The sequence below is a fragment of the Pseudomonas sp. Z003-0.4C(8344-21) genome, from assembly GCF_900104975.1.
In the GTDB taxonomy this organism is placed as follows: domain Bacteria; phylum Pseudomonadota; class Gammaproteobacteria; order Pseudomonadales; family Pseudomonadaceae; genus Aquipseudomonas; species Aquipseudomonas granadensis.
Genome location: NZ_LT629756.1, coordinates 960,001 through 984,877, shown reverse-complemented (window position 1 = coordinate 984,877; position 24,877 = coordinate 960,001). Strand labels below are relative to the sequence as shown.

General features: G+C 55.3%; 23 protein-coding genes, 4 tRNA genes and 2 rRNA genes (1 of these 29 cut by a window edge). All 29 read right to left on the bottom strand.

Features of this window, described 5'->3' with window-relative positions; translation table 11 throughout:
- Window positions 1–8: 8 nt before the first annotated feature.
- On the bottom strand, window positions 9–341 hold the full coding sequence (rplV, locus tag BLU24_RS04555; protein ID WP_003103908.1) for a 50S ribosomal protein L22: 333 nt from the start codon (window positions 339–341) through the stop codon (window positions 9–11).
- Between the two features lie 11 nt (window positions 342–352).
- Window positions 353–628 (bottom strand): 30S ribosomal protein S19, encoded by a 276-nt coding sequence (gene rpsS / locus BLU24_RS04550; protein WP_011336172.1) that lies wholly within the window; start codon window positions 626–628, stop codon window positions 353–355.
- A gap of 16 nt (window positions 629–644) precedes the next feature.
- Window positions 645–1,469 carry a 50S ribosomal protein L2 gene (gene rplB, locus BLU24_RS04545; protein WP_003228734.1) on the bottom strand — a complete coding sequence of 275 codons (825 nt, stop codon included), beginning with the start codon at window positions 1,467–1,469 and terminating at the stop codon, window positions 645–647.
- 14 nt (window positions 1,470–1,483) lie between these two features.
- Entirely contained in the window at window positions 1,484–1,783 is a 300-nt protein-coding gene (rplW, locus tag BLU24_RS04540; protein ID WP_002555488.1) for a 50S ribosomal protein L23, read from the bottom strand.
- Window positions 1,780–2,382, bottom strand: a complete 603-nt coding sequence (gene rplD, locus BLU24_RS04535) for a 50S ribosomal protein L4 (protein WP_003228735.1) — start codon at window positions 2,380–2,382, stop codon at window positions 1,780–1,782. Before rplD ends, rplW begins: the two co-directional genes overlap by 4 nt.
- Before the next feature lie 12 nt (window positions 2,383–2,394).
- Window positions 2,395–3,030 (bottom strand): 50S ribosomal protein L3, encoded by a 636-nt coding sequence (rplC, locus tag BLU24_RS04530; RefSeq protein ID WP_003228738.1) that lies wholly within the window; start codon window positions 3,028–3,030, stop codon window positions 2,395–2,397.
- Window positions 3,031–3,110: 80 nt separating this feature from the next.
- Complete coding sequence (gene rpsJ, locus BLU24_RS04525) at window positions 3,111–3,422, bottom strand: 30S ribosomal protein S10 (protein WP_003186070.1); 312 nt, start codon at window positions 3,420–3,422, stop codon at window positions 3,111–3,113.
- Window positions 3,423–3,578: 156 nt separating this feature from the next.
- Entirely contained in the window at window positions 3,579–4,772 is a 1,194-nt protein-coding gene (tuf, locus tag BLU24_RS04520) for an elongation factor Tu (RefSeq protein WP_024014521.1), read from the bottom strand.
- Window positions 4,773–4,803: 31 nt separating this feature from the next.
- On the bottom strand, window positions 4,804–6,909 hold the full coding sequence (gene fusA / locus BLU24_RS04515) for an elongation factor G (RefSeq protein WP_090286772.1): 2,106 nt from the start codon (window positions 6,907–6,909) through the stop codon (window positions 4,804–4,806).
- 30 nt (window positions 6,910–6,939) lie between these two features.
- Complete coding sequence (gene rpsG / locus BLU24_RS04510) at window positions 6,940–7,413, bottom strand: 30S ribosomal protein S7 (RefSeq protein ID WP_016772941.1); 474 nt, start codon at window positions 7,411–7,413, stop codon at window positions 6,940–6,942.
- Between the two features lie 107 nt (window positions 7,414–7,520).
- Window positions 7,521–7,892, bottom strand: coding sequence for a 30S ribosomal protein S12 (gene rpsL, locus BLU24_RS04505; protein ID WP_003186084.1), 372 nt, complete (start codon window positions 7,890–7,892; stop codon window positions 7,521–7,523).
- Window positions 7,893–8,108: 216 nt separating this feature from the next.
- Entirely contained in the window at window positions 8,109–12,308 is a 4,200-nt protein-coding gene (rpoC, locus tag BLU24_RS04500) for a DNA-directed RNA polymerase subunit beta' (RefSeq protein WP_090286774.1), read from the bottom strand.
- Window positions 12,309–12,372: 64 nt separating this feature from the next.
- Window positions 12,373–16,446 carry a DNA-directed RNA polymerase subunit beta gene (rpoB, locus tag BLU24_RS04495; RefSeq protein ID WP_093097841.1) on the bottom strand — a complete coding sequence of 1,358 codons (4,074 nt, stop codon included), beginning with the start codon at window positions 16,444–16,446 and terminating at the stop codon, window positions 12,373–12,375.
- A gap of 221 nt (window positions 16,447–16,667) precedes the next feature.
- Complete coding sequence (gene rplL, locus BLU24_RS04490) at window positions 16,668–17,033, bottom strand: 50S ribosomal protein L7/L12 (RefSeq protein ID WP_003228750.1); 366 nt, start codon at window positions 17,031–17,033, stop codon at window positions 16,668–16,670.
- A 74-nt stretch (window positions 17,034–17,107) separates the two neighbouring features.
- Window positions 17,108–17,608 carry a 50S ribosomal protein L10 gene (gene rplJ / locus BLU24_RS04485; RefSeq protein ID WP_008081912.1) on the bottom strand — a complete coding sequence of 167 codons (501 nt, stop codon included), beginning with the start codon at window positions 17,606–17,608 and terminating at the stop codon, window positions 17,108–17,110.
- Between the two features lie 198 nt (window positions 17,609–17,806).
- Entirely contained in the window at window positions 17,807–18,502 is a 696-nt protein-coding gene (rplA, locus tag BLU24_RS04480) for a 50S ribosomal protein L1 (protein ID WP_003228754.1), read from the bottom strand.
- Window positions 18,502–18,933 (bottom strand): 50S ribosomal protein L11, encoded by a 432-nt coding sequence (rplK, locus tag BLU24_RS04475; RefSeq protein ID WP_003176435.1) that lies wholly within the window; start codon window positions 18,931–18,933, stop codon window positions 18,502–18,504. Before rplK ends, rplA begins: the two co-directional genes overlap by 1 nt.
- A 118-nt stretch (window positions 18,934–19,051) precedes the next feature.
- Window positions 19,052–19,585: a transcription termination/antitermination protein NusG gene (nusG, locus tag BLU24_RS04470; protein ID WP_007916492.1), complete on the bottom strand. Its 534-nt coding sequence runs from the start codon at window positions 19,583–19,585 to the stop codon at window positions 19,052–19,054.
- Between the two features lie 9 nt (window positions 19,586–19,594).
- The gene (secE, locus tag BLU24_RS04465; protein WP_007916493.1) at window positions 19,595–19,963 is read right to left on the bottom strand and encodes a preprotein translocase subunit SecE; all 369 of its coding nucleotides are present in this window, start codon (window positions 19,961–19,963) and stop codon (window positions 19,595–19,597) included.
- Between the two features lie 45 nt (window positions 19,964–20,008).
- Window positions 20,009–20,084, bottom strand: a tRNA-Trp gene (locus BLU24_RS04460).
- A 53-nt stretch (window positions 20,085–20,137) separates the two neighbouring features.
- Window positions 20,138–21,331: an elongation factor Tu gene (tuf, locus tag BLU24_RS04455; protein WP_024014521.1), complete on the bottom strand. Its 1,194-nt coding sequence runs from the start codon at window positions 21,329–21,331 to the stop codon at window positions 20,138–20,140.
- 85 nt (window positions 21,332–21,416) lie between these two features.
- Window positions 21,417–21,492, bottom strand: a tRNA-Thr gene (locus BLU24_RS04450).
- A 26-nt stretch (window positions 21,493–21,518) separates the two neighbouring features.
- Window positions 21,519–21,592, bottom strand: a tRNA-Gly gene (locus BLU24_RS04445).
- Window positions 21,593–21,617: 25 nt separating this feature from the next.
- A tRNA-Tyr gene (locus BLU24_RS04440) sits at window positions 21,618–21,702 on the bottom strand.
- 143 nt (window positions 21,703–21,845) lie between these two features.
- On the bottom strand, window positions 21,846–22,286 hold the full coding sequence (locus BLU24_RS04435) for a hypothetical protein (protein ID WP_093097839.1): 441 nt from the start codon (window positions 22,284–22,286) through the stop codon (window positions 21,846–21,848).
- A gap of 7 nt (window positions 22,287–22,293) precedes the next feature.
- Window positions 22,294–23,046 carry a pantothenate kinase gene (locus BLU24_RS04430; RefSeq protein ID WP_093097838.1) on the bottom strand — a complete coding sequence of 251 codons (753 nt, stop codon included), beginning with the start codon at window positions 23,044–23,046 and terminating at the stop codon, window positions 22,294–22,296.
- Window positions 23,036–23,989, bottom strand: a complete 954-nt coding sequence (birA, locus tag BLU24_RS04425) for a bifunctional biotin--[acetyl-CoA-carboxylase] ligase/biotin operon repressor BirA (protein ID WP_090286782.1) — start codon at window positions 23,987–23,989, stop codon at window positions 23,036–23,038. The genes BLU24_RS04430 and birA overlap by 11 nt, the downstream gene beginning before the upstream one ends.
- Window positions 23,990–24,121: 132 nt before the next feature.
- Window positions 24,122–24,237: ribosomal RNA gene (gene rrf, locus BLU24_RS04420) — 5S ribosomal RNA — on the bottom strand.
- A 151-nt stretch (window positions 24,238–24,388) separates the two neighbouring features.
- Window positions 24,389–24,877 (bottom strand): 23S ribosomal RNA (locus tag BLU24_RS04415); it runs 2,405 nt beyond the window's last position.

The window sequence follows — 24,877 nt, the reverse complement described above, 5'->3', positions numbered from 1 at the left end:
CGACTCCGTTACTTGTCAGCAACCTTGACAGTGATATGGCAAGACCGCTTGACGATGCGATCAGCACGGCCTTTGGCACGTGGCATGATGCGCTTCAGCGAACGCCCTTCGTTGACGAAAACGGTGCTGACTTTCAGGTCATCAACGTCTGCGCCTTCGTTATGCTCGGCGTTGGCTACGGCCGACTCCAGCACTTTTTTCATGATCTCGGCGGCTTTCTTACTGCTGAAAGCCAACAGGTTGAGCGCTTCGCCCACCTTCTTCCCGCGGATCTGGTCGGCGACCAAGCGGGCTTTCTGGGCGGAGATTCGAGCGCCCGACAACTTAGCGGCTACTTCCATTTCCTTACCCCTTAACGCTTGGCTTTCTTGTCAGCCACGTGCCCGCGATAGTTGCGGGTACCGGCGAACTCGCCCAGTTTGTGGCCGACCATGTCTTCGTTAACGAGAACCGGGACGTGCTGACGACCGTTGTGTACTGCGATGGTCAGACCGACCATTTGTGGCAGGATCATGGAACGACGCGACCAGGTTTTAATTGGTTTGCGATCGTTCTTTTCCGCCGCCACTTCGATCTTCTTCAGTAGGTGAAGATCAATAAAAGGACCTTTTTTCAGAGAACGTGGCACTGTCGTATCCCTCTATTTACTTGCGACGACGGACGATCATTTTGTCGGTACGCTTATTACCACGAGTCTTCGCGCCCTTAGTCGGGAAGCCCCATGGCGATACCGGATGACGACCACCAGAGGTACGACCTTCACCACCACCATGTGGGTGGTCAACCGGGTTCATGGCAACACCACGAACGGTTGGGCGAACGCCACGCCAGCGTTTGGCACCGGCTTTACCCAGCGAACGCAGGCTGTGCTCGGAGTTCGAGACTTCGCCCAGGGTCGCACGGCATTCAGCCAGGACTTTACGCATCTCACCGGAACGCAGACGCAGGGTAACGTACACACCTTCACGAGCGATCAGCTGAGCCGAAGCACCAGCGGAACGAGCGATCTGTGCGCCTTTACCTGGCTTCAATTCGATGCCGTGTACGGTAGAACCGACTGGAATGTTGCGCAGTTGCAGAGCGTTGCCTGGCTTGATTGGAGCCAGAGCGCCTGCGATCAGCTGGTCGCCAGCACTCACGCCTTTAGGGGCGATGATGTAGCGGCGCTCGCCGTCTGCGTAGCACAGCAGTGCGATGTGAGCAGTACGGTTTGGATCGTATTCAATACGTTCGACAGTGGCGACGATGCCATCTTTGTCGTTGCGACGGAAATCGACCATACGGTAATGCTGCTTATGACCACCACCGATGTGACGAGTGGTAATACGGCCATTGTTGTTACGACCACCAGTCTTCGATTTTTTCTCGAGCAGCGGTGCGTGAGGAGCGCCTTTATGCAGCTCCTGGTTGACCACCTTGACCACAAAACGGCGGCCAGGGGAAGTCGGTTTGCATTTAACGATTGCCATGATGCACCCCTTCCTTACTCAGCACTGCTGCTGAAATCGAGATCTTGGCCTGGCTGAAGGGAGATAACTGCCTTCTTCCAGTCATTACGCTTGCCCAGACCGCGAGCAGTGCGCTTGCTCTTACCCAGAACATTCAGGGTAGTGACGCGCTCTACTTTCACGCTGAACAGGCTTTCGACGGCCTTCTTGATTTCCAGCTTGGTTGCGTCAGTAGCAACCTTGAAAACGAACTGGCCTTTCTTGTCTGCCAGAACCGTAGCCTTCTCGGAAACGTGCGGGCCAAGCAGAACTTTAAATACGCGTTCCTGGTTCATCCCAGCAGCTCCTCGAATTTCTTCACGGCCGACACGGTGATCAACACCTTGTCGTATGCGATCAGACTAACTGGATCGGAACCTTGCACGTCACGTACATCTACGTGCGGCAGGTTGCGAGCAGCCAGGTACAGGTTCTGATCAACAGCGTCCGACACGATGAGAACATCGGTCAGGCTCATGTTGTTCAGCTTGCCCAGCAGATCTTTGGTTTTCGGAGTTTCAACAGCGAAATCCTGAACCACGACCAGACGATCAGTACGCACCAGCTCAGCAAGGATGGAACGCATTGCTGCGCGATACATCTTCTTGTTCAGCTTCTGGGAGTGATCCTGTGGACGAGCTGCGAAAGTGGTACCGCCGCCACGCCAGATTGGGCTACGGATAGTACCGGCACGAGCACGGCCAGTACCTTTCTGACGCCATGGGCGCTTGCCGCCACCACGAACGTCGGAACGGGTCTTCTGCTGCTTGCTACCTTGACGGCCGCCGGCCATGTAGGCCACGACTGCTTGGTGAACCAGCGTCTCGTTGAATTCGCCGCCAAATGTCAGTTCGGAAACTTCGATCGCTTGAGCGTCATTTACATTTAATTGCATGTCAGCTTCCCCTTAACCGCGAGCCTTGGCTGCTGGACGTACAACCAGGTTGCCGCCAGTAGCGCCAGGAACAGCGCCCTTGACCAACAACAGATTGCGTTCAGCGTCCACGCGCACTACTTCCAGGGACTGCACGGTCACGCGCTCAGCGCCCATATGACCGGACATTTTTTTGCCCTTGAATACACGACCAGGAGTCTGGCACTGGCCGATAGAGCCTGGGACGCGGTGGGATACGGAGTTACCGTGGGTGTTATCTTGCCCGCGGAAATTCCAACGCTTGATCGTACCCTGGAAGCCTTTACCCTTGGACTGACCGGTTACATCAACCAGTTGACCAGCGGCGAAGATTTCAGCGTTGATCAGATCGCCTGCCTGGTACTCGCCTTCTTCAAGACGGAATTCCATGGTGGTGCGACCAGCGGCAACGTTCGCTTTAGCGAAGTGGCCAGCCTGAGCTGCTGTTACACGCGAAGCACGACGCTCGCCGACAGTGACTTGCACTGCACGATAGCCATCGGTCTCTTCAGTTTTGAACTGGGTGACGCGATTCGGCTCGATCTCAATGACCGTGACCGGAATGGAGACACCTTCTTCGGTGAAAATACGGGTCATACCGCATTTACGACCGACTACACCAATAGTCATGTTGTAAACCTCATGAGTGTACGGGGCTTTCACCCGCTATGGCCGCCCATTTCAGAGCGTTACACGACTAAGACCGAGTCTTAGCCGAGGCTGATCTGCACTTCCACACCGGCCGCAAGATCAAGCTTCATAAGAGCATCAACGGTTTTATCCGTTGGCTGGACGATGTCCAGAACGCGCTTATGAGTGCGGATCTCGTACTGGTCACGCGCGTCTTTGTTGACGTGCGGGGAAACCAGAACGGTGAACCGCTCTTTACGGGTAGGCAGTGGAATTGGACCACGCACTTGAGCACCAGTACGTTTCGCGGTTTCCACGATTTCCTGGGTTGATTGGTCGATCAGGCGATGGTCAAAAGCCTTCAACCTGATACGGATTTGCTGATTTTGCATTGGATTTCAGACTCCGGCTGCTATTCCCACCGGGCGCAATACGCCCGTTAAAAGGAGGCGCAATTCTATAGACGCCCCCGATAGGTGTCAACCCAATAAAAAAGCCCCCGCTGAGCGGGGGCTTTTTCAATCCATCAAGCTGACTTTAAAAAAGTCTTACTCGATGATTTTGGCTACGACGCCGGCGCCGACGGTACGACCGCCTTCACGGATAGCGAAACGCAGACCGTCTTCCATCGCGATGGTTTTGATCAGGGTAACAGTCATCTGAATGTTGTCACCTGGCATTACCATTTCAACGCCTTCTGGCAGCTCGCAGTTACCAGTCACGTCAGTAGTACGGAAGTAGAACTGTGGACGGTAGCCTTTGAAGAACGGAGTGTGACGACCGCCTTCTTCCTTGCTCAGAACGTAAACTTCTGCGGTGAACTTGGTGTGCGGCTTGACCGAACCTGGCTTGACCAGAACCTGGCCACGCTCAACGTCGTCACGCTTGGTACCACGCAGCAGAACGCCGCAGTTCTCGCCAGCACGACCTTCGTCGAGCAGCTTGCGGAACATCTCAACACCGGTGCAGGTGGTGGTGGTGGTGTCACGCAGACCAACGATTTCCAGTGCATCCTGAACGCGAACGATACCGCGCTCGATACGACCAGTCACAACAGTACCGCGACCCGAGATCGAGAATACGTCTTCGATTGGCATCAGGAATGGCTTGTCGATCATACGAACTGGTTCTGGGATGTAGGTATCCAGAGTTTCAACCAGTTTACGAACGGCAGTGGTGCCCATCTCGTTGTCGTCTTTGCCTTCCAGCGCCATACGAGCCGAACCGATGATGATCGGAGTGTCGTCGCCTGGGAAGTCGTAGGTCGACAGCAGGTCACGAACTTCCATCTCAACCAGTTCCAGCAGCTCAGCGTCGTCTACCAGGTCAGCCTTGTTCAGGAAAACCACGATGTACGGAACGCCTACCTGACGGGACAGCAGGATGTGCTCACGGGTTTGTGGCATCGGACCATCAGCGGCCGAGCAAACCAGGATCGCGCCGTCCATCTGGGCAGCACCGGTGATCATGTTCTTCACGTAGTCAGCGTGACCTGGGCAGTCAACGTGAGCGTAGTGACGAATAGTCGAGTTGTACTCAACGTGAGCGGTGTTGATGGTGATACCGCGAGCTTTTTCTTCTGGAGCGCTGTCGATCTTGTCGAATTCAACGACGGCCGAGCCGAAAACTTCGGAGCAGACGCGAGTCAGAGCAGCGGTCAGAGTGGTTTTACCGTGGTCAACGTGACCGATGGTGCCAACGTTGACGTGCGGTAGGGAACGATCAAATTTTTCTTTAGCCACGACAATTAACTCCTAGCCTAAAGGGGCTGAATCAGCCTTGTTTTTTGGTTACGGATTCGACGATGTGCGACGGAGCCGTATCGTATTTTTTGAATTCCATAGAGTAGCTTGCGCGACCCTGGGACATGGAACGAACGTCGGTCGCATAACCGAACATCTCACCCAGTGGAACCTCGGCACGGATAACCTTGCCGGACACTGTGTCTTCCATACCCTGGATCATGCCGCGACGACGGTTAAGGTCGCCCATCACATCACCCATATAGTCTTCAGGCGTAACAACTTCTACAGCCATGATCGGCTCGAGCAACTCACCACCGCCCTTCTGGGCCAGTTGCTTGGTCGCCATGGAAGCAGCCACTTTAAACGCCATCTCGTTCGAGTCGACGTCGTGGTAAGAACCATCGAACACGGTAGCCTTCAGGCCGATCAGCGGATAGCCGGCAACAACGCCGTTCTTCATCTGCTCTTCGATACCCTTCTGGATAGCCGGGATGTATTCCTTAGGAACCACACCACCTACAACTTCGTTCACGAATTGCAGACCTTCCTGACCTTCGTCAGCAGGAGCAAAACGAATCCAGCAGTGACCGAACTGGCCGCGACCACCGGACTGACGAACGAACTTGCCTTCGATTTCACAGTTCTTCGTGATGCGCTCACGATACGAAACCTGAGGCTTGCCGATGTTGGCTTCGACGTTGAACTCACGGCGCATCCGGTCAACCAGGATGTCCAGGTGCAGCTCACCCATGCCGGAGATGATCGTCTGACCAGTCTCTTCATCAGTTTTAACGCGGAAAGACGGGTCTTCCTGAGCAAGTTTGCCCAGAGCGATACCCATTTTTTCCTGGTCGTCCTTGGTCTTGGGCTCTACGGCAACCGAAATAACCGGCTCCGGGAAGTCCATGCGAACCAGGATGATTGGCTTGTCAGCGTTGCAGAGGGTTTCACCAGTGGTGACGTCCTTCATGCCGATCAGGGCCGCGATGTCGCCAGCGCGTACTTCCTTGATCTCTTCACGGGCGTTTGCGTGCATTTGCACCATACGACCCACACGCTCTTTCTTGCCCTTGACCGAGTTGATCACGCCGTCGCCGGAGTTCAACACGCCCGAGTAAACGCGGACGAAGGTCAGAGTACCCACGAATGGGTCGGTAGCAATCTTGAACGCCAGAGCAGCAAACGGCTCGTCATCGCTTGCGTGACGCTCCATTTCCTCTTCCTCGTTATCAGGGTTGGAACCCTTGATCGCAGGAATGTCGGTAGGAGCAGGCAGGTAGTCGATAACAGCGTCGAGAACCAGGGGAACGCCCTTGTTCTTGAACGAAGAACCGCAAACGGCCAGAACGATTTCGCCGGCGATAGTACGCTGACGCAAAGCAGCCTTGATCTCTTCGATCGACAGCTCTTCGCCTTCCAGGTACTTGTTCATCAGCTCTTCGTTGGCTTCGGCAGCAGCTTCAACCATGTTGTTGCGCCACTCTTCAGCCAGCTCTTGCAGCTCAGCAGGGATGTCCTTGCGAACAGGGACCATACCCTTGTCAGAGTCGTTCCAGTAGACAGCTTGCATGTTGATCAGATCGATCTGACCCTGGAAGTTGTCTTCGGAACCGATAGCCAGCTGAATCGGCACCGGAGTGTGACCCAGACGCTGCTTGATCTGACCGATCACGCGCAGGAAGTTGGCACCGGCACGGTCCATCTTGTTTACGTAAACAAGACGTGGAACGCCGTATTTGTTGGCTTGACGCCATACGGTTTCCGACTGTGGCTCAACACCCGAAGTACCGCAGAATACAACGACAGCGCCGTCGAGTACGCGCAGGGAACGTTCAACTTCAATGGTGAAGTCTACGTGGCCCGGGGTATCGATTACGTTGAAGCGGTGTTCGTGCGGGTACTGCTTCTCGGAACCTTTCCAGAAGGCGGTAATGGCAGCAGAAGTAATGGTAATACCACGCTCCTGCTCCTGAACCATCCAGTCTGTGGTCGCGGCGCCATCATGCACCTCGCCCATTTTGTGACTTTTGCCGGTGTAAAACAGTACGCGCTCGGTGGTGGTGGTTTTACCAGCATCCACGTGAGCAACGATACCGATGTTACGGTAGCGGCTAATCGGAGTAGTACGAGCCATAAAGCCCTCGCAAAATTAGTGAAGCTAAAATTAGAAGCGGTAGTGCGAGAAAGCTTTGTTGGCTTCAGCCATACGGTGCACGTCTTCACGCTTCTTAACAGCAGCACCTTTACCTTCAGCAGCATCCAGCAGTTCGCCAGCCAAACGCAGAGCCATAGACTTCTCGCCACGCTTACGGGCGAAGTCTACCAACCAGCGCATTGCCAGAGCGTTACGACGGGAAGGACGAACCTCGACCGGAACCTGGTAAGTAGCACCACCAACGCGGCGCGACTTCACTTCGACCAGCGGAGCGATGGCGTCGAGTGCTTTTTCGAAGAGTTCCAGGGGATCGGTGCCAGCCTTACGGGCCGCAACGGTTTCCAGGGCACCATAAACGATACGCTCGGCAACGGCTTTCTTGCCGCTTTCCATAACGTGGTTCATGAATTTGGCGAGGATCTGGCTTCCGTATTTCGGATCGTCCAGAATCTCACGCTTTGCTGCTACGCGACGTCTTGGCATGATAAGCCCTCAAGCGGTCTTCAGGTTAGCTCGGGACAGATCCAATGGATGCGTGCCCGACCTTACTCTTATCGACTCAATAAAATGAAAAACTGCAAAACGGCCGATTACTTCGGACGCTTGGTACCGTACTTGGAACGACCCTGGTTACGGCCTTTAACGCCGGAAGTATCCAAGGAGCCGCGAACGGTGTGGTAACGAACACCTGGCAAGTCTTTTACACGACCGCCGCGGATCAGTACCACGCTGTGCTCTTGCAGGTTGTGACCTTCACCACCGATGTACGAGGAAACCTCGAAACCGTTGGTCAGGCGCACACGGCATACTTTACGCAGTGCCGAGTTAGGTTTTTTCGGCGTGGTGGTGTACACACGGGTGCACACGCCACGACGTTGCGGGCAGTTCTGCAGCGCAGGCACGTCGGATTTCTCGACGATACGCTTACGCGGCTGACGTACCAGCTGGTTGATAGTTGCCATCTACTAGCTCCACTGTTGTCTTGCGACGCTATTGTCTTGCAAGAAAAGCAAAATGGCAGGAACGAATTCCCGCCAAATTTAGGGGATCAAGAGTCTAAAGAGGATCTTGGTCCCAGTCAAGGCAAGGCCCCGACCTCCCCGCCCGTCGAACCTTGACTAAATGTCTCGATTCGACGAACGGAGCGATCAGGGCCCTACGCTCAATTACCGCAGAACTCAGTTACCGCTCGAGTTCAGCGCTTCGGTCAGTGCAGCTTCCACTTCACTGGCGCTTACGCGCAACGGTTTGTCTGCATCACGGCGACGCTTGCGCTCGCTGTGATAAGCCAGACCGGTACCCGCCGGGATCAAACGACCCACGACAACGTTTTCTTTCAGGCCGCGCAGGTAATCGCGCTTGCCGGTGACTGCCGCTTCGGTCAGTACGCGGGTGGTTTCCTGGAAGGAAGCCGCCGAGATGAACGATTCGGTGGACAACGACGCCTTGGTGATACCCAGCAGAACGCGAGTGAACTTGGAGACAAACTTGTCTTCCGTGCTCAGACGCTCGTTCTCTACCAGAACGTGAGTCAGTTCCATCTGGTCGCCCTTGATGAAGCTGGAGTCGCCGGACTCGGAGATCTCAACTTTACGCAGCATCTGACGCAGGATGGTCTCGATGTGCTTGTCGTTGATCTTCACGCCTTGCAGACGGTAAACGTCCTGGATCTCGTTGACGATGTACTTGGCCAGCGCACTTACACCCAGCAGACGCAGGATGTCGTGTGGATCGCTCGGACCGTCGGAGATAACTTCGCCGCGGTTTACCTGTTCGCCTTCGAACACGTTCAGGTGACGCCACTTCGGAATCAGCTCTTCGTACGGATCGCTACCGTCGTTCGGGGTAATGACCAGACGGCGCTTGCCCTTGGTCTCTTTACCGAACGCGATGGTGCCGCTGACTTCAGCCAGAATCGACGCTTCTTTCGGACGACGAGCTTCGAACAGGTCGGCAACACGCGGCAGACCACCGGTGATGTCACGAGTCTTCGAAGTTTCCTGCGGGATACGAGCGATAACATCACCGATCGCAATCTTCGCGCCGTCAGCCACACCGACCAGGGCGTTGGCTGGCAGGAAATACTGAGCGATAACGTCAGTGCCTGGCAGCAACAGATCCTTGCCGTTGTCGTCGACCATCTTCACTGCAGGACGAATTTCCTTGCCCGCAGCTGGACGATCTTTCGCGTCGAGTACTTCAATGTTGGTCATACCGGTCAATTCGTCAGTCTGACGCTTGATCGTGATGCCTTCTTCCATGCCCACGTAGGTCACGGTACCTTTCATTTCGGTAACGATCGGGTGAGTGTGCGGATCCCACTTGGCCACGATGGCGCCAGCGTCGACCTTGTCACCTTCTTTAACCGAAATCACGGCACCGTACGGCAGCTTGTAACGCTCGCGCTCACGACCGAAGTCATCAGCGATCGCCAGCTCACCGGAACGGGACACAGCTACCAAGTGGCCATCCACTCGCTCAACGTGCTTCAGGTTGTGCAGACGGACGGTACCGCCATTCTTCACCTGAACGCTATCGGCTGCAGAAGTACGGCTTGCCGCACCACCGATGTGGAACGTACGCATGGTCAGCTGGGTACCCGGCTCACCGATGGACTGGGCAGCGATAACGCCGACCGCTTCACCGATGTTCACCTGGTGACCACGCGCCAGATCACGGCCGTAGCACTTGGCGCAAATGCCATAGCGGGTTTCGCAGCTGATCGGCGAACGCACGATCACTTCGTCGATGCTGTTCAGCTCGATGAATTCAACCCACTTCTCGTCCACCAGAGTACCGGCAGGAACGATAACGTCCTCGGTACCTGGCTTGAATACGTCACGGGCAATAACACGACCCAATACGCGTTCACCCAACGGCTCTACAACGTCACCGCCTTCAATGTGCGGAGTCATCAGCAGACCGTGTTCGGTGCCGCAATCGATCTCGGTTACAACCAGATCCTGCGCCACGTCTACCAGACGACGAGTCAGGTAACCGGAGTTCGCAGTTTTCAACGCGGTATCCGCCAGACCTTTACGAGCACCGTGAGTCGAGATGAAGTACTGAAGTACGCTCAAACCTTCACGGAAGTTCGCAGTAATCGGCGTTTCAATGATGGAACCGTCCGGCTTGGCCATCAGACCACGCATACCGGCCAGCTGACGAATCTGTGCTGCGGAACCCCGCGCACCCGAGTCGGCCATCATGTACATCGAGTTGAACGACTCTTGATCGACTTCCACGCCGTGACGGTCGATAACCTTCTCTTTCGAGAGGTTGGCCATCATTGCCTTGGAAACTTCGTCGTTCGCTTTCGACCAGAGGTCGATCACTTTGTTGTACTTCTCGCCCTGGGTTACCAGGCCGGAGGCGTACTGGCTCTCGATCTCTTTCACTTCGTCGGTGGCAGCACCGATGATGCGGGCTTTTTCATCCGGGATAACGAAGTCGTTAACACCGATGGAAACGCCGGAGATGGTCGAGTACGCGAAACCGGTGTACATCAACTGGTCAGCGAAGATCACGGTCTCTTTCAAACCAACCACGCGGTAGCACTGGTTGATCAGCTTGGAGATCGCCTTTTTCTTCATCGGCAGGTTGACGACGTCGAACGACAGACCTTTTGGCACAACCTGGAACAGCAGCGCACGGCCGACAGTGGTGTCGACGATACGGGTACCGCTCACGCTGTTGCCATCACGGTCGTTGACGGTTTCGTTGATACGAACCTTGACCTTGGCGTGCAGTGCGGCTTCGCCGGCACGGAACACACGGTCAACTTCCTGCAGATCCGCGAATACACGACCTTCGCCTTTGGCGTTGATCGCTTCACGGGTCATGTAGTACAGACCCAATACAACGTCCTGCGACGGAACGATGATTGGCTCACCGTTGGCTGGCGACAGAATGTTGTTGGTCGACATCATCAACGCACGCGCTTCCAACTGGGCTTCCAGTGTCAGCGGTACGTGCACGGCCATCTGGTCGCCGTCGAAGTCGGCGTTGTACGCGGCGCAGACCAGCGGGTGCAGCTGGATAGCCTTACCTTCGATCAGAACCGGTTCAAACGCCTGGATACCCAGACGGTGAAGGGTCGGTGCACGGTTGAGCAGGACCGGGTGTTCGCGAATCACTTCAGCGAGAACGTCCCAAACCTCTGGCAGCTCGCGCTCGACCATTTTCTTGGCCGCTTTGATGGTGGTCGCGAGACCGCGCATTTCCAGCTTGCCGAAAATGAACGGCTTGAACAGCTCGAGAGCCATCTTCTTCGGCAGACCGCACTGGTGCAGACGCAGGGTCGGGCCTACGGTAATTACCGAACGACCGGAGTAGTCAACACGCTTACCGAGCAAGTTCTGACGGAAACGACCCTGCTTACCCTTGATCATGTCAGCCAGGGATTTCAGAGGACGCTTGTTGGAACCGGTGATAGCGCGGCCACGACGACCGTTGTCGAGCAGTGCATCGACAGCTTCCTGCAACATACGCTTTTCGTTGCGCACGATGATGTCCGGAGCGGACAGATCCAGCAGGCGCTTCAAACGGTTGTTACGGTTGATCACTCGACGATACAGATCGTTGAGGTCGGAAGTCGCGAAACGACCGCCATCCAGCGGGACCAGTGGACGCAGATCTGGCGGCAGAACCGGCAGAACGGTCAGCACCATCCACTCTGGCAGGTTGCCGGAACCCTGGAAGGCTTCCATCAACTTCAGACGCTTGGACAGCTTCTTGATCTTGGTTTCGGAGTTGGTTTGCGGAATTTCTTCGCGCAGACGGCCAATCTCGTGCTCCAGGTCGATAGCGTGCAGCAGTTCGCGGACGGCTTCAGCACCCATGCGGGCGTCGAAGTCGTCACCGAACTCTTCCAGCGCTTCGAAGTACTGCTCGTCGTTCAGCAGCTGACCTTTTTCAAGGGTGGTCATGCCTGGATCGATAACGACATAGCTCTCGAAGTAGAGAACGCGTTCGATATCACGCAGGGTCATGTCCATCAGCAAGCCGATACGCGACGGCAGCGATTTCAGGAACCAGATGTGGGCAACCGGCGAAGCCAGTTCGATGTGCGCCATGCGCTCACGACGAACCTTGGCCAGTGCAACTTCAACGCCGCACTTCTCGCAGATCACACCACGGTGCTTCAAGCGCTTGTACTTACCGCACAGGCACTCGTAATCCTTTACCGGGCCAAAGATCTTGGCGCAGAACAGGCCGTCACGCTCAGGTTTGAACGTACGGTAGTTGATGGTTTCCGGCTTTTTAACTTCACCGAACGACCACGAACGGATCATCTCAGGCGATGCCAATCCGATACGGATGGCGTCGAACTCTTCGACTTGACCCTGGTTTTTCAGCAAATTCAGTAGGTCTTTCAAGGCCTTTCCTCCTGGCGGAGCAGAGAGCGGGCAATCCTGCCCCGCTCTCGATTCGCGTCACGTGTTATTCGGTTTCCAGATCGATATCGATGCCGAGGGAACGAATTTCCTTGATCAACACGTTGAAGGACTCGGGCATGCCCGGCTCCATACGGTGATCGCCATCCACGATGTTCTTGTACATCTTGGTACGGCCGTTCACATCGTCCGACTTCACTGTGAGCATTTCTTGCAGAGTGTATGCAGCACCGTATGCTTCCAGTGCCCAGACCTCCATCTCCCCGAAACGCTGACCACCGAACTGCGCCTTACCACCCAGCGGCTGCTGGGTAACCAGGCTGTACGAACCGGTAGAACGCGCGTGCATCTTGTCGTCTACCAAGTGGTTCAGCTTCAGCATGTACATGTAGCCAACGGTAACTGGACGCTCGAACTTGTTGCCGGTACGGCCGTCGGTCAGCTGCATCTGGCCGCTTTCCGGCAGGTCTGCCAGTTTCAGCATGGCCTTGATTTCGCTTTCCTTGGCGCCGTCGAACACTGGAGTGGCCATTGGAACGCCGCCACGCAGGTTCTTCGCCAGATCCAGGATTTCCTGATCGGAGAAGCTGTCCAGATCTTCGTTACGACCGCCGATCTGGTTGTAGATCTCGTCCAGGAAGGTGCGCAGTTCAGCGACTTTACGCTGCTCTTCGACCATCCGATTGATCTTCTCGCCCAGACCTTTGGCCGCGAGGCCCAGGTGGGTTTCGAGGATCTGACCAACGTTCATACGCGAAGGTACGCCCAGCGGGTTGAGGACCACGTCGACCGGGGTGCCATTGGCATCGTGCGGCATGTCTTCAACCGGCATGATCACGGAGACCACACCTTTGTTACCGTGACGACCGGCCATCTTGTCGCCCGGCTGGATGCGACGACGGATTGCCAGGTAAACCTTGACGATTTTCAGCACGCCTGGAGCCAGGTCATCGCCCTGCTGCAGTTTGCGCTTCTTGTCTTCGAACTTGTCGTCCAGCAGACGGCGACGATCAACGATGTAGGCCTGAGCCTTCTCGAGCTGCTCGTTCAGAGCATCTTCAGCCATGCGCAGTTTGAACCACTGGCCGTGCTCGAGACCGTCGAGTACTTCGTCGGTGATGTCCTGGCCTTTCTTCAGACCCGCGCCGCCTTCAGCCTTGTGACCTACCAGAGCGGAACGCAGACGTTCGAAAGTCGCGCCTTCGACGATGCGGAACTCTTCGTTCAGATCCTTGCGGATCTCGTCCAGCTGGGACTTCTCGATCGACAGAGCACGAGCATCACGCTCAACGCCGTCACGAGTGAAGACCTGTACGTCAATGACAGTACCTTTGGTGCCAGTTGGCACGCGCAGGGAGGTGTCCTTAACGTCGCTGGCTTTTTCACCGAAGATCGCACGCAGCAGTTTTTCTTCCGGCGTCAGCTGGGTCTCGCCTTTCGGAGTGACCTTGCCGACCAGGATGTCGCCTGCGCCTACTTCAGCACCGACGTAAACGATACCGGCTTCGTCCAGCTTGTTCAGTGCAGCTTCACCCACGTTCGGGATGTCCGCAGTGATTTCCTCTGGGCCAAGCTTGGTGTCACGGGCCACACAGGTCAGTTCCTGAATGTGGATCGTGGTGAAACGGTCTTCCTGAACCACACGCTCGGACAGGCAGATGGAGTCTTCGAAGTTGAAGCCGTTCCATGCCATGAACGCGATGCGCATGTTCTGACCCAGCGCCAGTTCACCCATGTCGGTGGACGGGCCATCGGCCATGATGTCGCTACGCTGAACGCGATCGCCCTTGCTCACCAGCGGACGCTGGTTAATGCAGGTGTTCTGGTTCGAGCGGGTGTATTTGGTCAGGTTGTAGATGTCGACACCAGCTTCGCCGGTTTCAACTTCGTCATCAGCAACACGAACCACGATACGGCTGGCGTCGACGGAATCGATCACGCCGCCACGACGAGCCACGACGCAAACGCCGGAGTCACGGGCTACGTTACGCTCCATGCCGGTACCTACCAGCGGCTTGTCAGCGCGCAAGGTTGGTACAGCTTGACGCTGCATGTTCGAACCCATCAACGCACGGTTGGCGTCGTCGTGCTCGAGGAACGGAATCAGCGACGCTGCAACCGAAACTACCTGCTTCGGCGAAACGTCCATCAGGGTGACTTCTTCAGGCGCCTTGACGGTGAATTCGTTCAGGTGACGTACGGCAACCAGTTCGTCGATCAGGACTTTCTGCTCGTTCATGGTCGCCGAAGCCTGCGCGATCACGTGATCGGCTTCTTCAATGGCGGACAGGAACACGATCTCGTCGGTGACCACACCCTCTTTCACCACGCGGTACGGGCTTTCCAGGAAGCCGTACTGGTTGGTGCGAGCGTACGCAGCCAGGGAGTTGATCAGACCGATGTTCGGACCTTCCGGCGTTTCAATCGGGCAGACACGACCGTAGTGAGTCGGGTGTACGTCACGGACTTCGAAGCCAGCGCGCTCACGCGTCAGACCGCCAGGGCCGAGTGCAGAGACACGACGCTTGTGGGTGATCTCGGACAGCGGGTTGTTCTGGTCCATGAACTGCGAGAGCTGGCTGGAACCGAAGAATTCTTTCACCGCCGCAGCCACTGGCTTGGCGTTGATCAGGTCTTGCGGCATCAGGCCTTCGCTTTCAGCCATCGACAGACGCTCTTTGACCGCACGCTCAACACGTACCAGGCCAACGCGGAACTGGTTCTCGGCCATTTCGCCTACGCAGCGAACACGACGGTTACCCAAGTGGTCGATGTCATCGACAATGCCTTTACCGTTGCGGATGTCGACCAGAGTCTTCAGCACCGCGACGATGTCTTCCTTGCACAGCACGCCCGAACCTTCGATCTCGGTACGACCGATACGACGGTTGAACTTCATCCGGCCGACCGCAGACAGGTCGTAGCGCTCAGGGCTGAAGAACAGGTTGTTGAACAGGGTTTCGGCTGCGTCTTTGGTTGGCGGCTCGCCTGGACGCATCATGCGATAGATCTCGACCAGCGCTTCCAATTGGTTGCTGGTGGAGTCGATCTTCAGCGTGTCGGAGACGAACGGACCGCAGTCAATGTCGTTGGTGTACAGAGTCTCGATGCGTACAACGCCGGACTTGGCAATTTTTGCCAGGACTTCGGTGTTCAGCTCGGTGTTGCACTCAGCCAGGATTTCGCCGGTAGCCGGATGCACGATGACCTTGGCGGTGGTGCGACCCAGGACGTAGTCCAGAGGCACTTCCAGCGTCTTGATGCCGGCTTTTTCGATCTGGTTGATGTGGCGCGCGGTAATACGGCGGCCTGCTTCAACGATGACCTTGCCCTTTTCGTCCTGGATGTCCAGAACTGCGATCTCGCCACGCAGGCGCGACGGCACCAGTTCCAGGCTGAGGGTTTCTCCGCTCAGGTGGAAAACGTTGGTGGTGTAGAACGCGTCGAGCACTTCTTCGGTGGTATAGCCGAGCGCGCGCAGCAGCACGGATGCCGGCAGCTTGCGACGACGGTCGATACGCACAAACACGCAGTCTTTCGGGTCGAACTCGAAGTCCAGCCAGGAACCGCGGTAAGGAATGATGCGCGCGGAGTACAGCAGTTTGCCGGAGCTATGCGTCTTGCCGCGGTCGTGGTCGAAGAACACGCCCGGGGAACGGTGCAGCTGGGAAACGATTACACGTTCGGTACCGTTGATTACGAAGGTACCGTTCTCAGTCATCAGGGGGATTTCACCCATGTAGACTTCTTGCTCTTTGATGTCCTTGATCGCTTTGTTCGACGATTCTTTGTCGAAAATGATCAGGCGCACTTTTACCCGCAAAGGTACGGCGAAAGTTACACCGCGCAATACGCATTCTTTGACATCAAATGCCGGTTCGCCCAGACGATAACCGACGTACTCCAGCGCAGCATTGCCGGAGTAGCTGATGATCGGGAAAACGGATTTGAAGGCCGCATGCAGGCCCACGTCGCGGAACTGATCTTTAGTCGCTCCCGCTTGCAAGAATTCACGATACGAATCCAGCTGGATGGCCAGGAGGTAAGGCACATCCATGACGTCCGGCAACTTGCTAAAGTCCTTGCGGATACGTTTTTTCTCAGTATATGAGTAAGCCATCAGCGTTCCCCAGCTTGGTCACCTGCTTGTTTGGCCCCTCCCGACGGGAGCAGCCAGAAAATCGTGCAAACCCCATGGTTTGCGCCACCGCATCGGGTGGTTACAGCGCCTTTATCAGCACCGACCCAGTCGGCTGCCAATAACGGAAAAAGGCCGGTGGCAAGAGCCACCAGCCATCAGCCTGTCGCTTGACGCTCGGGCTGGAGGAGCAAAGTCGATGCTTACTTCAGCTCGACTTTAGCGCCTGCTTCTTCCAGCTTCTTCTTGGCGTCTTCAGCCGCTTCTTTCGAAACGCCTTCAGCTACAACCTGAGGAGCGCCGTCTACTTTCTCTTTGGCTTCTTTCAGGCCCAGACCGGTCAGTTCACGAACTGCCTTGATCACGTTAACCTTCTTCTCGCCAGCTTCCAGCAGAACAACGTTGAACTCGGTTTGCTCTTCAACAACAGCGGCAGCAGCAGCTGGACCAGCCGAAGCGGCAGCAGCGGTAACACCGAAGGTTTCTTCCATCGCTTTGATCAGCTCAACGATTTCCACTACGGATTTCTGGCCGATTGCTTCGATGATTTGTTCGTTAGTCAGAGACATGACTCAATTCCTGAATTGGGGGACGGCCTACGCGACCATCGAAATAAACAAAAAACGCGAAAAGTTGACGAGCCTTAGGCTGCGGCAGCTTCTTTCTGGTCGCGAATTGCCGCCAGAGTACGAGCCAATTTGCTGGTAGCGCCTTGAATCACGCTCATCAGCTGGGAAATTGCTTCGTCACGGGTCGGCAGAGTTGCCAGTACGTCGATCTGATTAGCTGCGAGGAACTTGCCCTCGAACGCAGCTGCCTTGATCTCGAACTTGTCCTGACCCTTGGCAAACTCTTTGAAGATACGGGCAGCAGCGCCCGGATGTTCGTTGGAGAATGCAATCAGGGTCGGGCCGGTGAACACGTCGTTGAGGACACTGTATTGAGTGTCAGCAACAGCGCGCTTGAGCAGGGTGTTACGTACAACACGTACGTAAACGCCAGCTTCACGAGCCTCTTTACGGAGTCCGGTCATTGCGCCTACTGTTACGCCACGTGCATCAACCACGACAGCGGACAGAGCGACTTTGGCAGCCTCGTTGACTTCAGCGACGATGGCCTTCTTGTCTTCGAGATTAATTGCCACGGGTTTAACTCCTGCTTGTTACCGTTTCATTCGATCGAAACCGAATGTCGTTTTGGTGTCTGATTCGGTAAGGAACCGGGAGCACCATCTGCGTAGGCTGATGGTTTAAGACTTGCGTCGCCTACGGTCTTGGATAGCCCCCGCCAGGCAGGGACCCCAATTTTTCAATTGACGCAATCTCTCGCGCCAATCTGTGTCTTACGCGTCCAGCGAGCTCTGGTCGATAACCAGACCTGGGCCCATAGTGGTGCTCAGGGTAACGCGCTTGACGTAGATACCTTTCGAAGAAGCTGGCTTGATACGCTTCAGGTCAGCGATCAGGGCTTCAACGTTTTCCTTCAGCTTGACGGCGTCGAAACCGATTTTGCCAACGGAGGTGTGGATGATGCCGTTTTTGTCGGTGCGATAACGAACCTGACCAGCCTTGGCGTTTTTAACCGCGGTGGCTACGTCTGGAGTCACAGTACCAACCTTAGGGTTAGGCATCAGACCACGTGGACCGAGGATCTGACCCAACTGACCTACAACGCGCATTGCATCCGGGGATGCGATCACTACGTCGTAGTTCAGGTCGCCGCCTTTCATTTCGGCAGCCAGATCGTCCATGCCTACACGGTCAGCGCCGGCAGCCAAAGCGGCCTCAGCAGCTGGACCCTGAGTGAACACAGCAACGCGAACAGTCTTGCCAGTGCCGTGTGGCAGCACGGTAGCGCTACGAACAACCTGGTCGGATTTACGCGGGTCAACACCCAGGTTTACAGCAACGTCGAACGACTCGCTGAACTTGACAGTCGACAGCTCAGCCAGCAGAGCGGCAGCGTCTACAATGTTGTAGGCCTTGCCTGCTTCGATTTTGCCGGCGATAGCCTTTTGACGCTTGGTCAGCTTAGCCATTACACACCCTCCACGTTAAGGCCCATGCTACGAGCAGAACCGGCGATAGTACGCACGGCTGCATCCATATCAGCTGCAGTCAGATCCGCGTTTTTGGTTTTCGCGATTTCTTCCAGCTGAGCACGGGTAACAGTGCCAACCTTAACGGTGTTCGGACGAGCGGAGCCGCTGGTCAGACCGGCCGCCTTCTTCAGCAGAACCGAAGCAGGGGTGGATTTGGTTTCGAAAGTGAAGCTGCGGTCGCTGTAGACAGTGATGATCACTGGAGTCGGCAGACCTGGCTCAAGACCCTGAGTACGGGCGTTGAAGGCCTTGCAGAATTCCATGATGTTCACGCCGTGCTGACCCAGAGCAGGACCAACAGGTGGGCTTGGGTTAGCCTGAGCGGCCTTCACTTGCAGCTTGATGTAAGCGGTAATCTTCTTGGCCATGAGGCACTCCAATTACGGGTTCGAACGCCTCGAAAGGCTCCCCGGTTACTTGCGCGTTTATCCCAGTGACGACAAAACCCCACAGCCTAGGGCTGCGGGGTTGGGATTGCTTGTCCAGTTAGACCTTTTCGACCTGACTGAACTCGAGCTCCACCGGAGTAGAGCGACCGAAAATGAGCACTGCGACCTGGATCCGGCTCTTTTCGTAGTTAACTTCTTCGACGACGCCATTGAAATCAGCGAATGGACCGTCATTGACTCGTACCGTCTCACCTGGCTCAAACAGAGTCTTCGGCTTCGGCTTGTCGCTACCATCAGCGACACGACGCAGAATCGCTTCTGCCTCTTTATCAGTGATGGGTGCAGGCTTGTCAGCGGTACCGCCGATAAAGCCCATCACCCGAGGAGTATCCTTGACCAAGTGCCAAGTACCCTCATTCATATCCATCTGGACCAGCACATAGCCAGGGAAGAACTTGCGCTCGCTTTTGCGTTTCTGGCCATTACGCATTTCAACCACTTCTTCAGTGGGAACCAGAATCTCGCCGAAGCCATCTTCCATGCCAGCCAGCTTTACGCGCTCGACCAGCGAGCGCATCACATGCTTCTCGTAACCCGAGTAAGCATGCACAACATACCAACGCTTAGCCACGGGACACCCTTAGCCGACAATCAAGGAAACAAGCCAGCCGAGCAGGGAATCAAGACCCCACAACAGCAACGCCATAACCAGAACAACAGCCACCACAATCAGGGTGGTCTGCGTGGTTTCTTGGCGAGTTGGCCACACGACTTTACGAATCTCGGTGCGAGCTTCCTTAACCAGTACAAAGAAAGACTTGCCCTTCGCAGTCTGCAGGCCTACAAAGGCAGCTACAGCAGCAATGACAAGCAAAGCGAGTACACGGTACAGGATCGGCGAAGCAGAATAATACTGATTGCCAACAACGCCAACAACCACCAAAGCGACAACTACAAGCCACTTGAGCAGATCGAAGCGAGAGCCTTGAGCTTCAGCTTTAGGAGTCATCTATGAAGATCCTGTGAAAAGAAAGCCAGACACACTGAGTGAATCTGGCAGGTCAGGAGGGAATCGAACCCCCAACCTACGGTTTTGGAGACCGTCGCTCTGCCAATTGAGCTACTGACCTAAAACAAAATCAGGCCGACCATTATGCCGGCCCGAAAAATACATTACAACTACTTACTCGATGATTTTGGCTACGACGCCGGCGCCGACGGTACGACCGCCTTCACGGATAGCGAAACGCAGACCGTCTTCCATCGCGATGGTTTTGATCAGGGTAACAGTCATCTGAATGTTGTCACCTGGCATTACCATTTCAACGCCTTCTGGCAGCTCGCAGTTACCAGTCACGTCAGTAGTACGGAAGTAGAACTGTGGACGGTAGCCTTTGAAGAACGGAGTGTGACGACCGCCTTCTTCCTTGCTCAGAACGTAAACTTCTGCGGTGAACTTGGTGTGCGGCTTGACCGAACCTGGCTTGACCAGAACCTGGCCACGCTCAACGTCGTCACGCTTGGTACCACGCAGCAGAACGCCGCAGTTCTCGCCAGCACGACCTTCGTCGAGCAGCTTGCGGAACATCTCAACACCGGTGCAGGTGGTGGTGGTGGTGTCACGCAGACCAACGATTTCCAGTGCATCCTGAACGCGAACGATACCGCGCTCGATACGACCAGTCACAACAGTACCGCGACCCGAGATCGAGAATACGTCTTCGATTGGCATCAGGAATGGCTTGTCGATCATACGAACTGGTTCTGGGATGTAGGTATCCAGAGTTTCAACCAGTTTACGAACGGCAGTGGTGCCCATCTCGTTGTCGTCTTTGCCTTCCAGCGCCATACGAGCCGAACCGATGATGATCGGAGTGTCGTCGCCTGGGAAGTCGTAGGTCGACAGCAGGTCACGAACTTCCATCTCAACCAGTTCCAGCAGCTCAGCGTCGTCTACCAGGTCAGCCTTGTTCAGGAAAACCACGATGTACGGAACGCCTACCTGACGGGACAGCAGGATGTGCTCACGGGTTTGTGGCATCGGACCATCAGCGGCCGAGCAAACCAGGATTGCGCCGTCCATCTGGGCAGCACCGGTGATCATGTTCTTCACGTAGTCAGCGTGACCTGGGCAGTCAACGTGAGCGTAGTGACGAATAGTCGAGTTGTACTCAACGTGAGCGGTGTTGATGGTGATACCGCGAGCTTTTTCTTCTGGAGCGCTGTCGATCTTGTCGAATTCAACGACGGCCGAACCGAAAACTTCGGAGCAGACGCGAGTCAGAGCAGCGGTCAGAGTGGTTTTACCGTGGTCAACGTGACCAATGGTCCCAACGTTGACGTGGGGCAGGGAACGATCAAATTTTTCCTTAGCCATCGATATCACCCTCAAACAGAAGAATTGGAAAAACAATATCAACCATTAAAACAAAGGCAGATATTTTCATATCTGCCTTGTTAGATGGAGCTCTTGAGCGGATTTGAACCGCTGACCTCACCCTTACCAAGGGTGTGCTCTACCAACTGAGCTACAAGAGCAAAACACTTTGCACAACCTGCAAACTTGGAGCGGGTAGCGGGAATCGAACCCGCATCATCAGCTTGGAAGGCTGAGGTTCTACCACTAAACTATACCCGCGGAGCCTGCAGCTCACGCTTAAATCTGGTGGAGGGAGAAGGATTCGAACCTTCGAAGTCGTAGACGTCAGATTTACAGTCTGATCCCTTTGGCCGCTCGGGAACCCCTCCTAATCAGGCCGGCATTCTATACTATGCCAAACCCCTGTCAAGCATTTTCTCATTTAAAAACCTGAGGTTAGCTGCATTGACACCACCCCACGTCAACTACCTCTTCAGGTCTTCGCTGTGGAGCGGGCGCCATTCTATGCAAACTATTGAACAGGTGCAACCCCCTCACACAGCATTATTTTATGTTTTAACTCATTGAATTCATTGGAAAGGTTTTGCAGCTGGACATCACCCAATAAACGCTGGCTCTGAGGCGCGACAGACAACCAATAACCCTCTCCCGAAACATCTTTTGACGAAGACCGCACCTCGACCCCCATTTCTGCCAACCGTTGTTGAAGACGTGCAATCGACTCCTGCCGGGCAAGGCCGCCGAGGAACAAGCAGTCTTGCCGCCGGCCCTCCTGCCCCTTTTGCCCCTCCCCCATATTACCGTTCGACTCACTTAGCAAACGAATGTCTTGCTGGGAACCGCGGTACAAGCTGAGAGGCGTCACATCCTTTGCCCGCAGAGGCGCCTCCTGCTGATGCCAGACATAATAAAAAACGTTCAGAACGACTAACAGGAGGAACAACCAACGCATACAAACCTCAGGAAAAAGGACACGCCATAGCCAACCCAACAAATACCAGGTCCGGGACGACCCGAGCCTCAGGCGCAACATCTGCCACCAGTTGGGCATCACCCCCCGTTATGAAAACTGCAAAATTCTCACCCCAAGACGCGTGGGCAATTTCCATCTGGGTCAACACAAAGCCTCGCAACATCAAGGAACAACCGCGCTCCACCGCCTCAACAGTTGTGCGCCCTGGCGCAGTGCTGGACAGCGCGCGCTCAGCCGCCAGGTCTCCATAGCGAATCTTCCGGGTATGCGTGCGCAACTGATCTCGCATCAATGGCATTCCAGGACAAATGAAGCCTCCCAGATGCTCACCGTCAGCCGCTACGAAATCTGCCGTCACCGCTGTACCGAAATCGAGTACCAGGCACGCCTTGCCCGATGCCAAGTGGAAGCCGCCTAGCATGGCCAGCCAGCGATCGAGCCCCAGGCGCTGATAATCTTCGTAACCATTCCTGACGCCGGACATTTGCTGAGCGGACGTGGCGCGCACTACCGAAATAGCGAACTCGCGTTCAAGAACATCAACCAGAGAATCTGTTTCTTCAGTGGTCCTGACACTGACCACGCGACATCTGCGGAGGGCAAGCCCATCCAGAGCCTTCAAGCTCTCCAGCAATGCCAGATCAGAGTCCACGACACCCTCGGCAAACAAGACTCCAGACGCAGATTTCAATACTCGCCACTTGATGAAACTGTTTCCACAATCGAGCTCAAGAATCATCACGCAACCTCAGGCTGAGCTCACCACCACTAAAGACTTTCTCCACCCCATCCACCTTCAGCCGCAGCGCACCCTGGCTATCTATTCCAACTACCACGCCGTCTATCTGGTTTGAACCTGCAATCAATGATACCGAACGACCCTGCCACAAATGATTGGCTTCCCATTCTGCTTGAAGCGTAGAAAAGCCTTTCAACTGATGGCGCTGGATATAGGAGTTCAACTGTGCGCTCAACTCCCCCACCAAAGCATTACGATCAACACTATTGCCGGATTCGAGCCGTATCGAAGTCCATTGCTGGTCGACTTCGTCAGCCTTTTGCATGTTCACGTTGATGCCAATGCCCAACACTACATGACAAACATCCGCCGGATCGCCGACGAGCTCAAGGAGGATCCCCGCGACTTTCTTGTTTCCGACAAGAACATCGTTGGGCCATTTCAGTCCGGCAGAGGAGACATCGAAATTTCGCAGAGCCTGCATAACAGCCAAACCCACGACGAGACTCAATCCCTCAAGCTGGCGCATCCCGCCATCAATACGCAGGACGAGGCTGTAATAAAGATTTTCAGCAAACGGACTGACCCATTTACGTCCTCTACGCCCACGGCCGGAGACCTGCCGCTCAGCGAGAACCAAAAAAGGTGCAGAAGCACCTTGGCCAATGGCGCGCAGCGCTTCAGCATTTGTCGAGTCGACTGAATCCAGCACGGTCACCGGCCACTTCGGCACTGTTGCGGAGATTTCCACCGAATCGAGCAGAGTCAATGGCGCAGCCAATTGATAGCCCCGCCCTCGAACCTTATGGATGGACAATCCAAGTTCAGCCTCAAGGTGCTGAAGCTGCTTCCATACTGCGCTCCGACTTATCCCCAGAGCAGCCCCCAGATCCTGGCCAGAATGGAATCGACCGTCCTTCAAGAGATTTAACAACGTCAGCATGCAGGTCTCGCCTCACAATGAGGCCCGAATAATAGCCATGCACCGGGCCATTGCATAGAAATCAAGCGCATCGATTTCTTGCAGGCAAAACAAAACCCCAACTGCTTTCGCAATTGGGGTTTCGGAATTTAATCTTGACGATGACCTACTCTCACATGGGGAAACCCCACACTACCATCGGCGATGCATCGTTTCACTGCTGAGTTCGGGATGGGATCAGGTGGTTCCAACGCTCTATGGTCGTCAAGAAATTCGGGTACTGACTCGTGACCAGATGGCCTCGCTTCAGCAAATTGGGTATGTGACAGCTGTCGGTGTTTGTGAACATCGAACTTTCGGTTCGTTTCGTCTTCACACACCGCAATCTGGTCTCTTCGACGCAAATTGCTTGGGTGTTATATGGTCAAGCCTCACGGGCAATTAGTATTGGTTAGCTCAACGCCTCACAGCGCTTACACACCCAACCTATCAACGTCGTAGTCTTCGACGGCCCTTCAGGGAACTCAAGGTTCCAGTGAGATCTCATCTTGAGGCAAGTTTCCCGCTTAGATGCTTTCAGCGGTTATCTTTCCCGAACATAGCTACCCGGCAATGCCACTGGCGTGACAACCGGAACACCAGAGGTTCGTCCACTCCGGTCCTCTCGTACTAGGAGCAGCCCCTCTCAAATCTCAAACGTCCACGGCAGATAGGGACCGAACTGTCTCACGACGTTCTAAACCCAGCTCGCGTACCACTTTAAATGGCGAACAGCCATACCCTTGGGACCGGCTTCAGCCCCAGGATGTGATGAGCCGACATCGAGGTGCCAAACACCGCCGTCGATATGAACTCTTGGGCGGTATCAGCCTGTTATCCCCGGAGTACCTTTTATCCGTTGAGCGATGG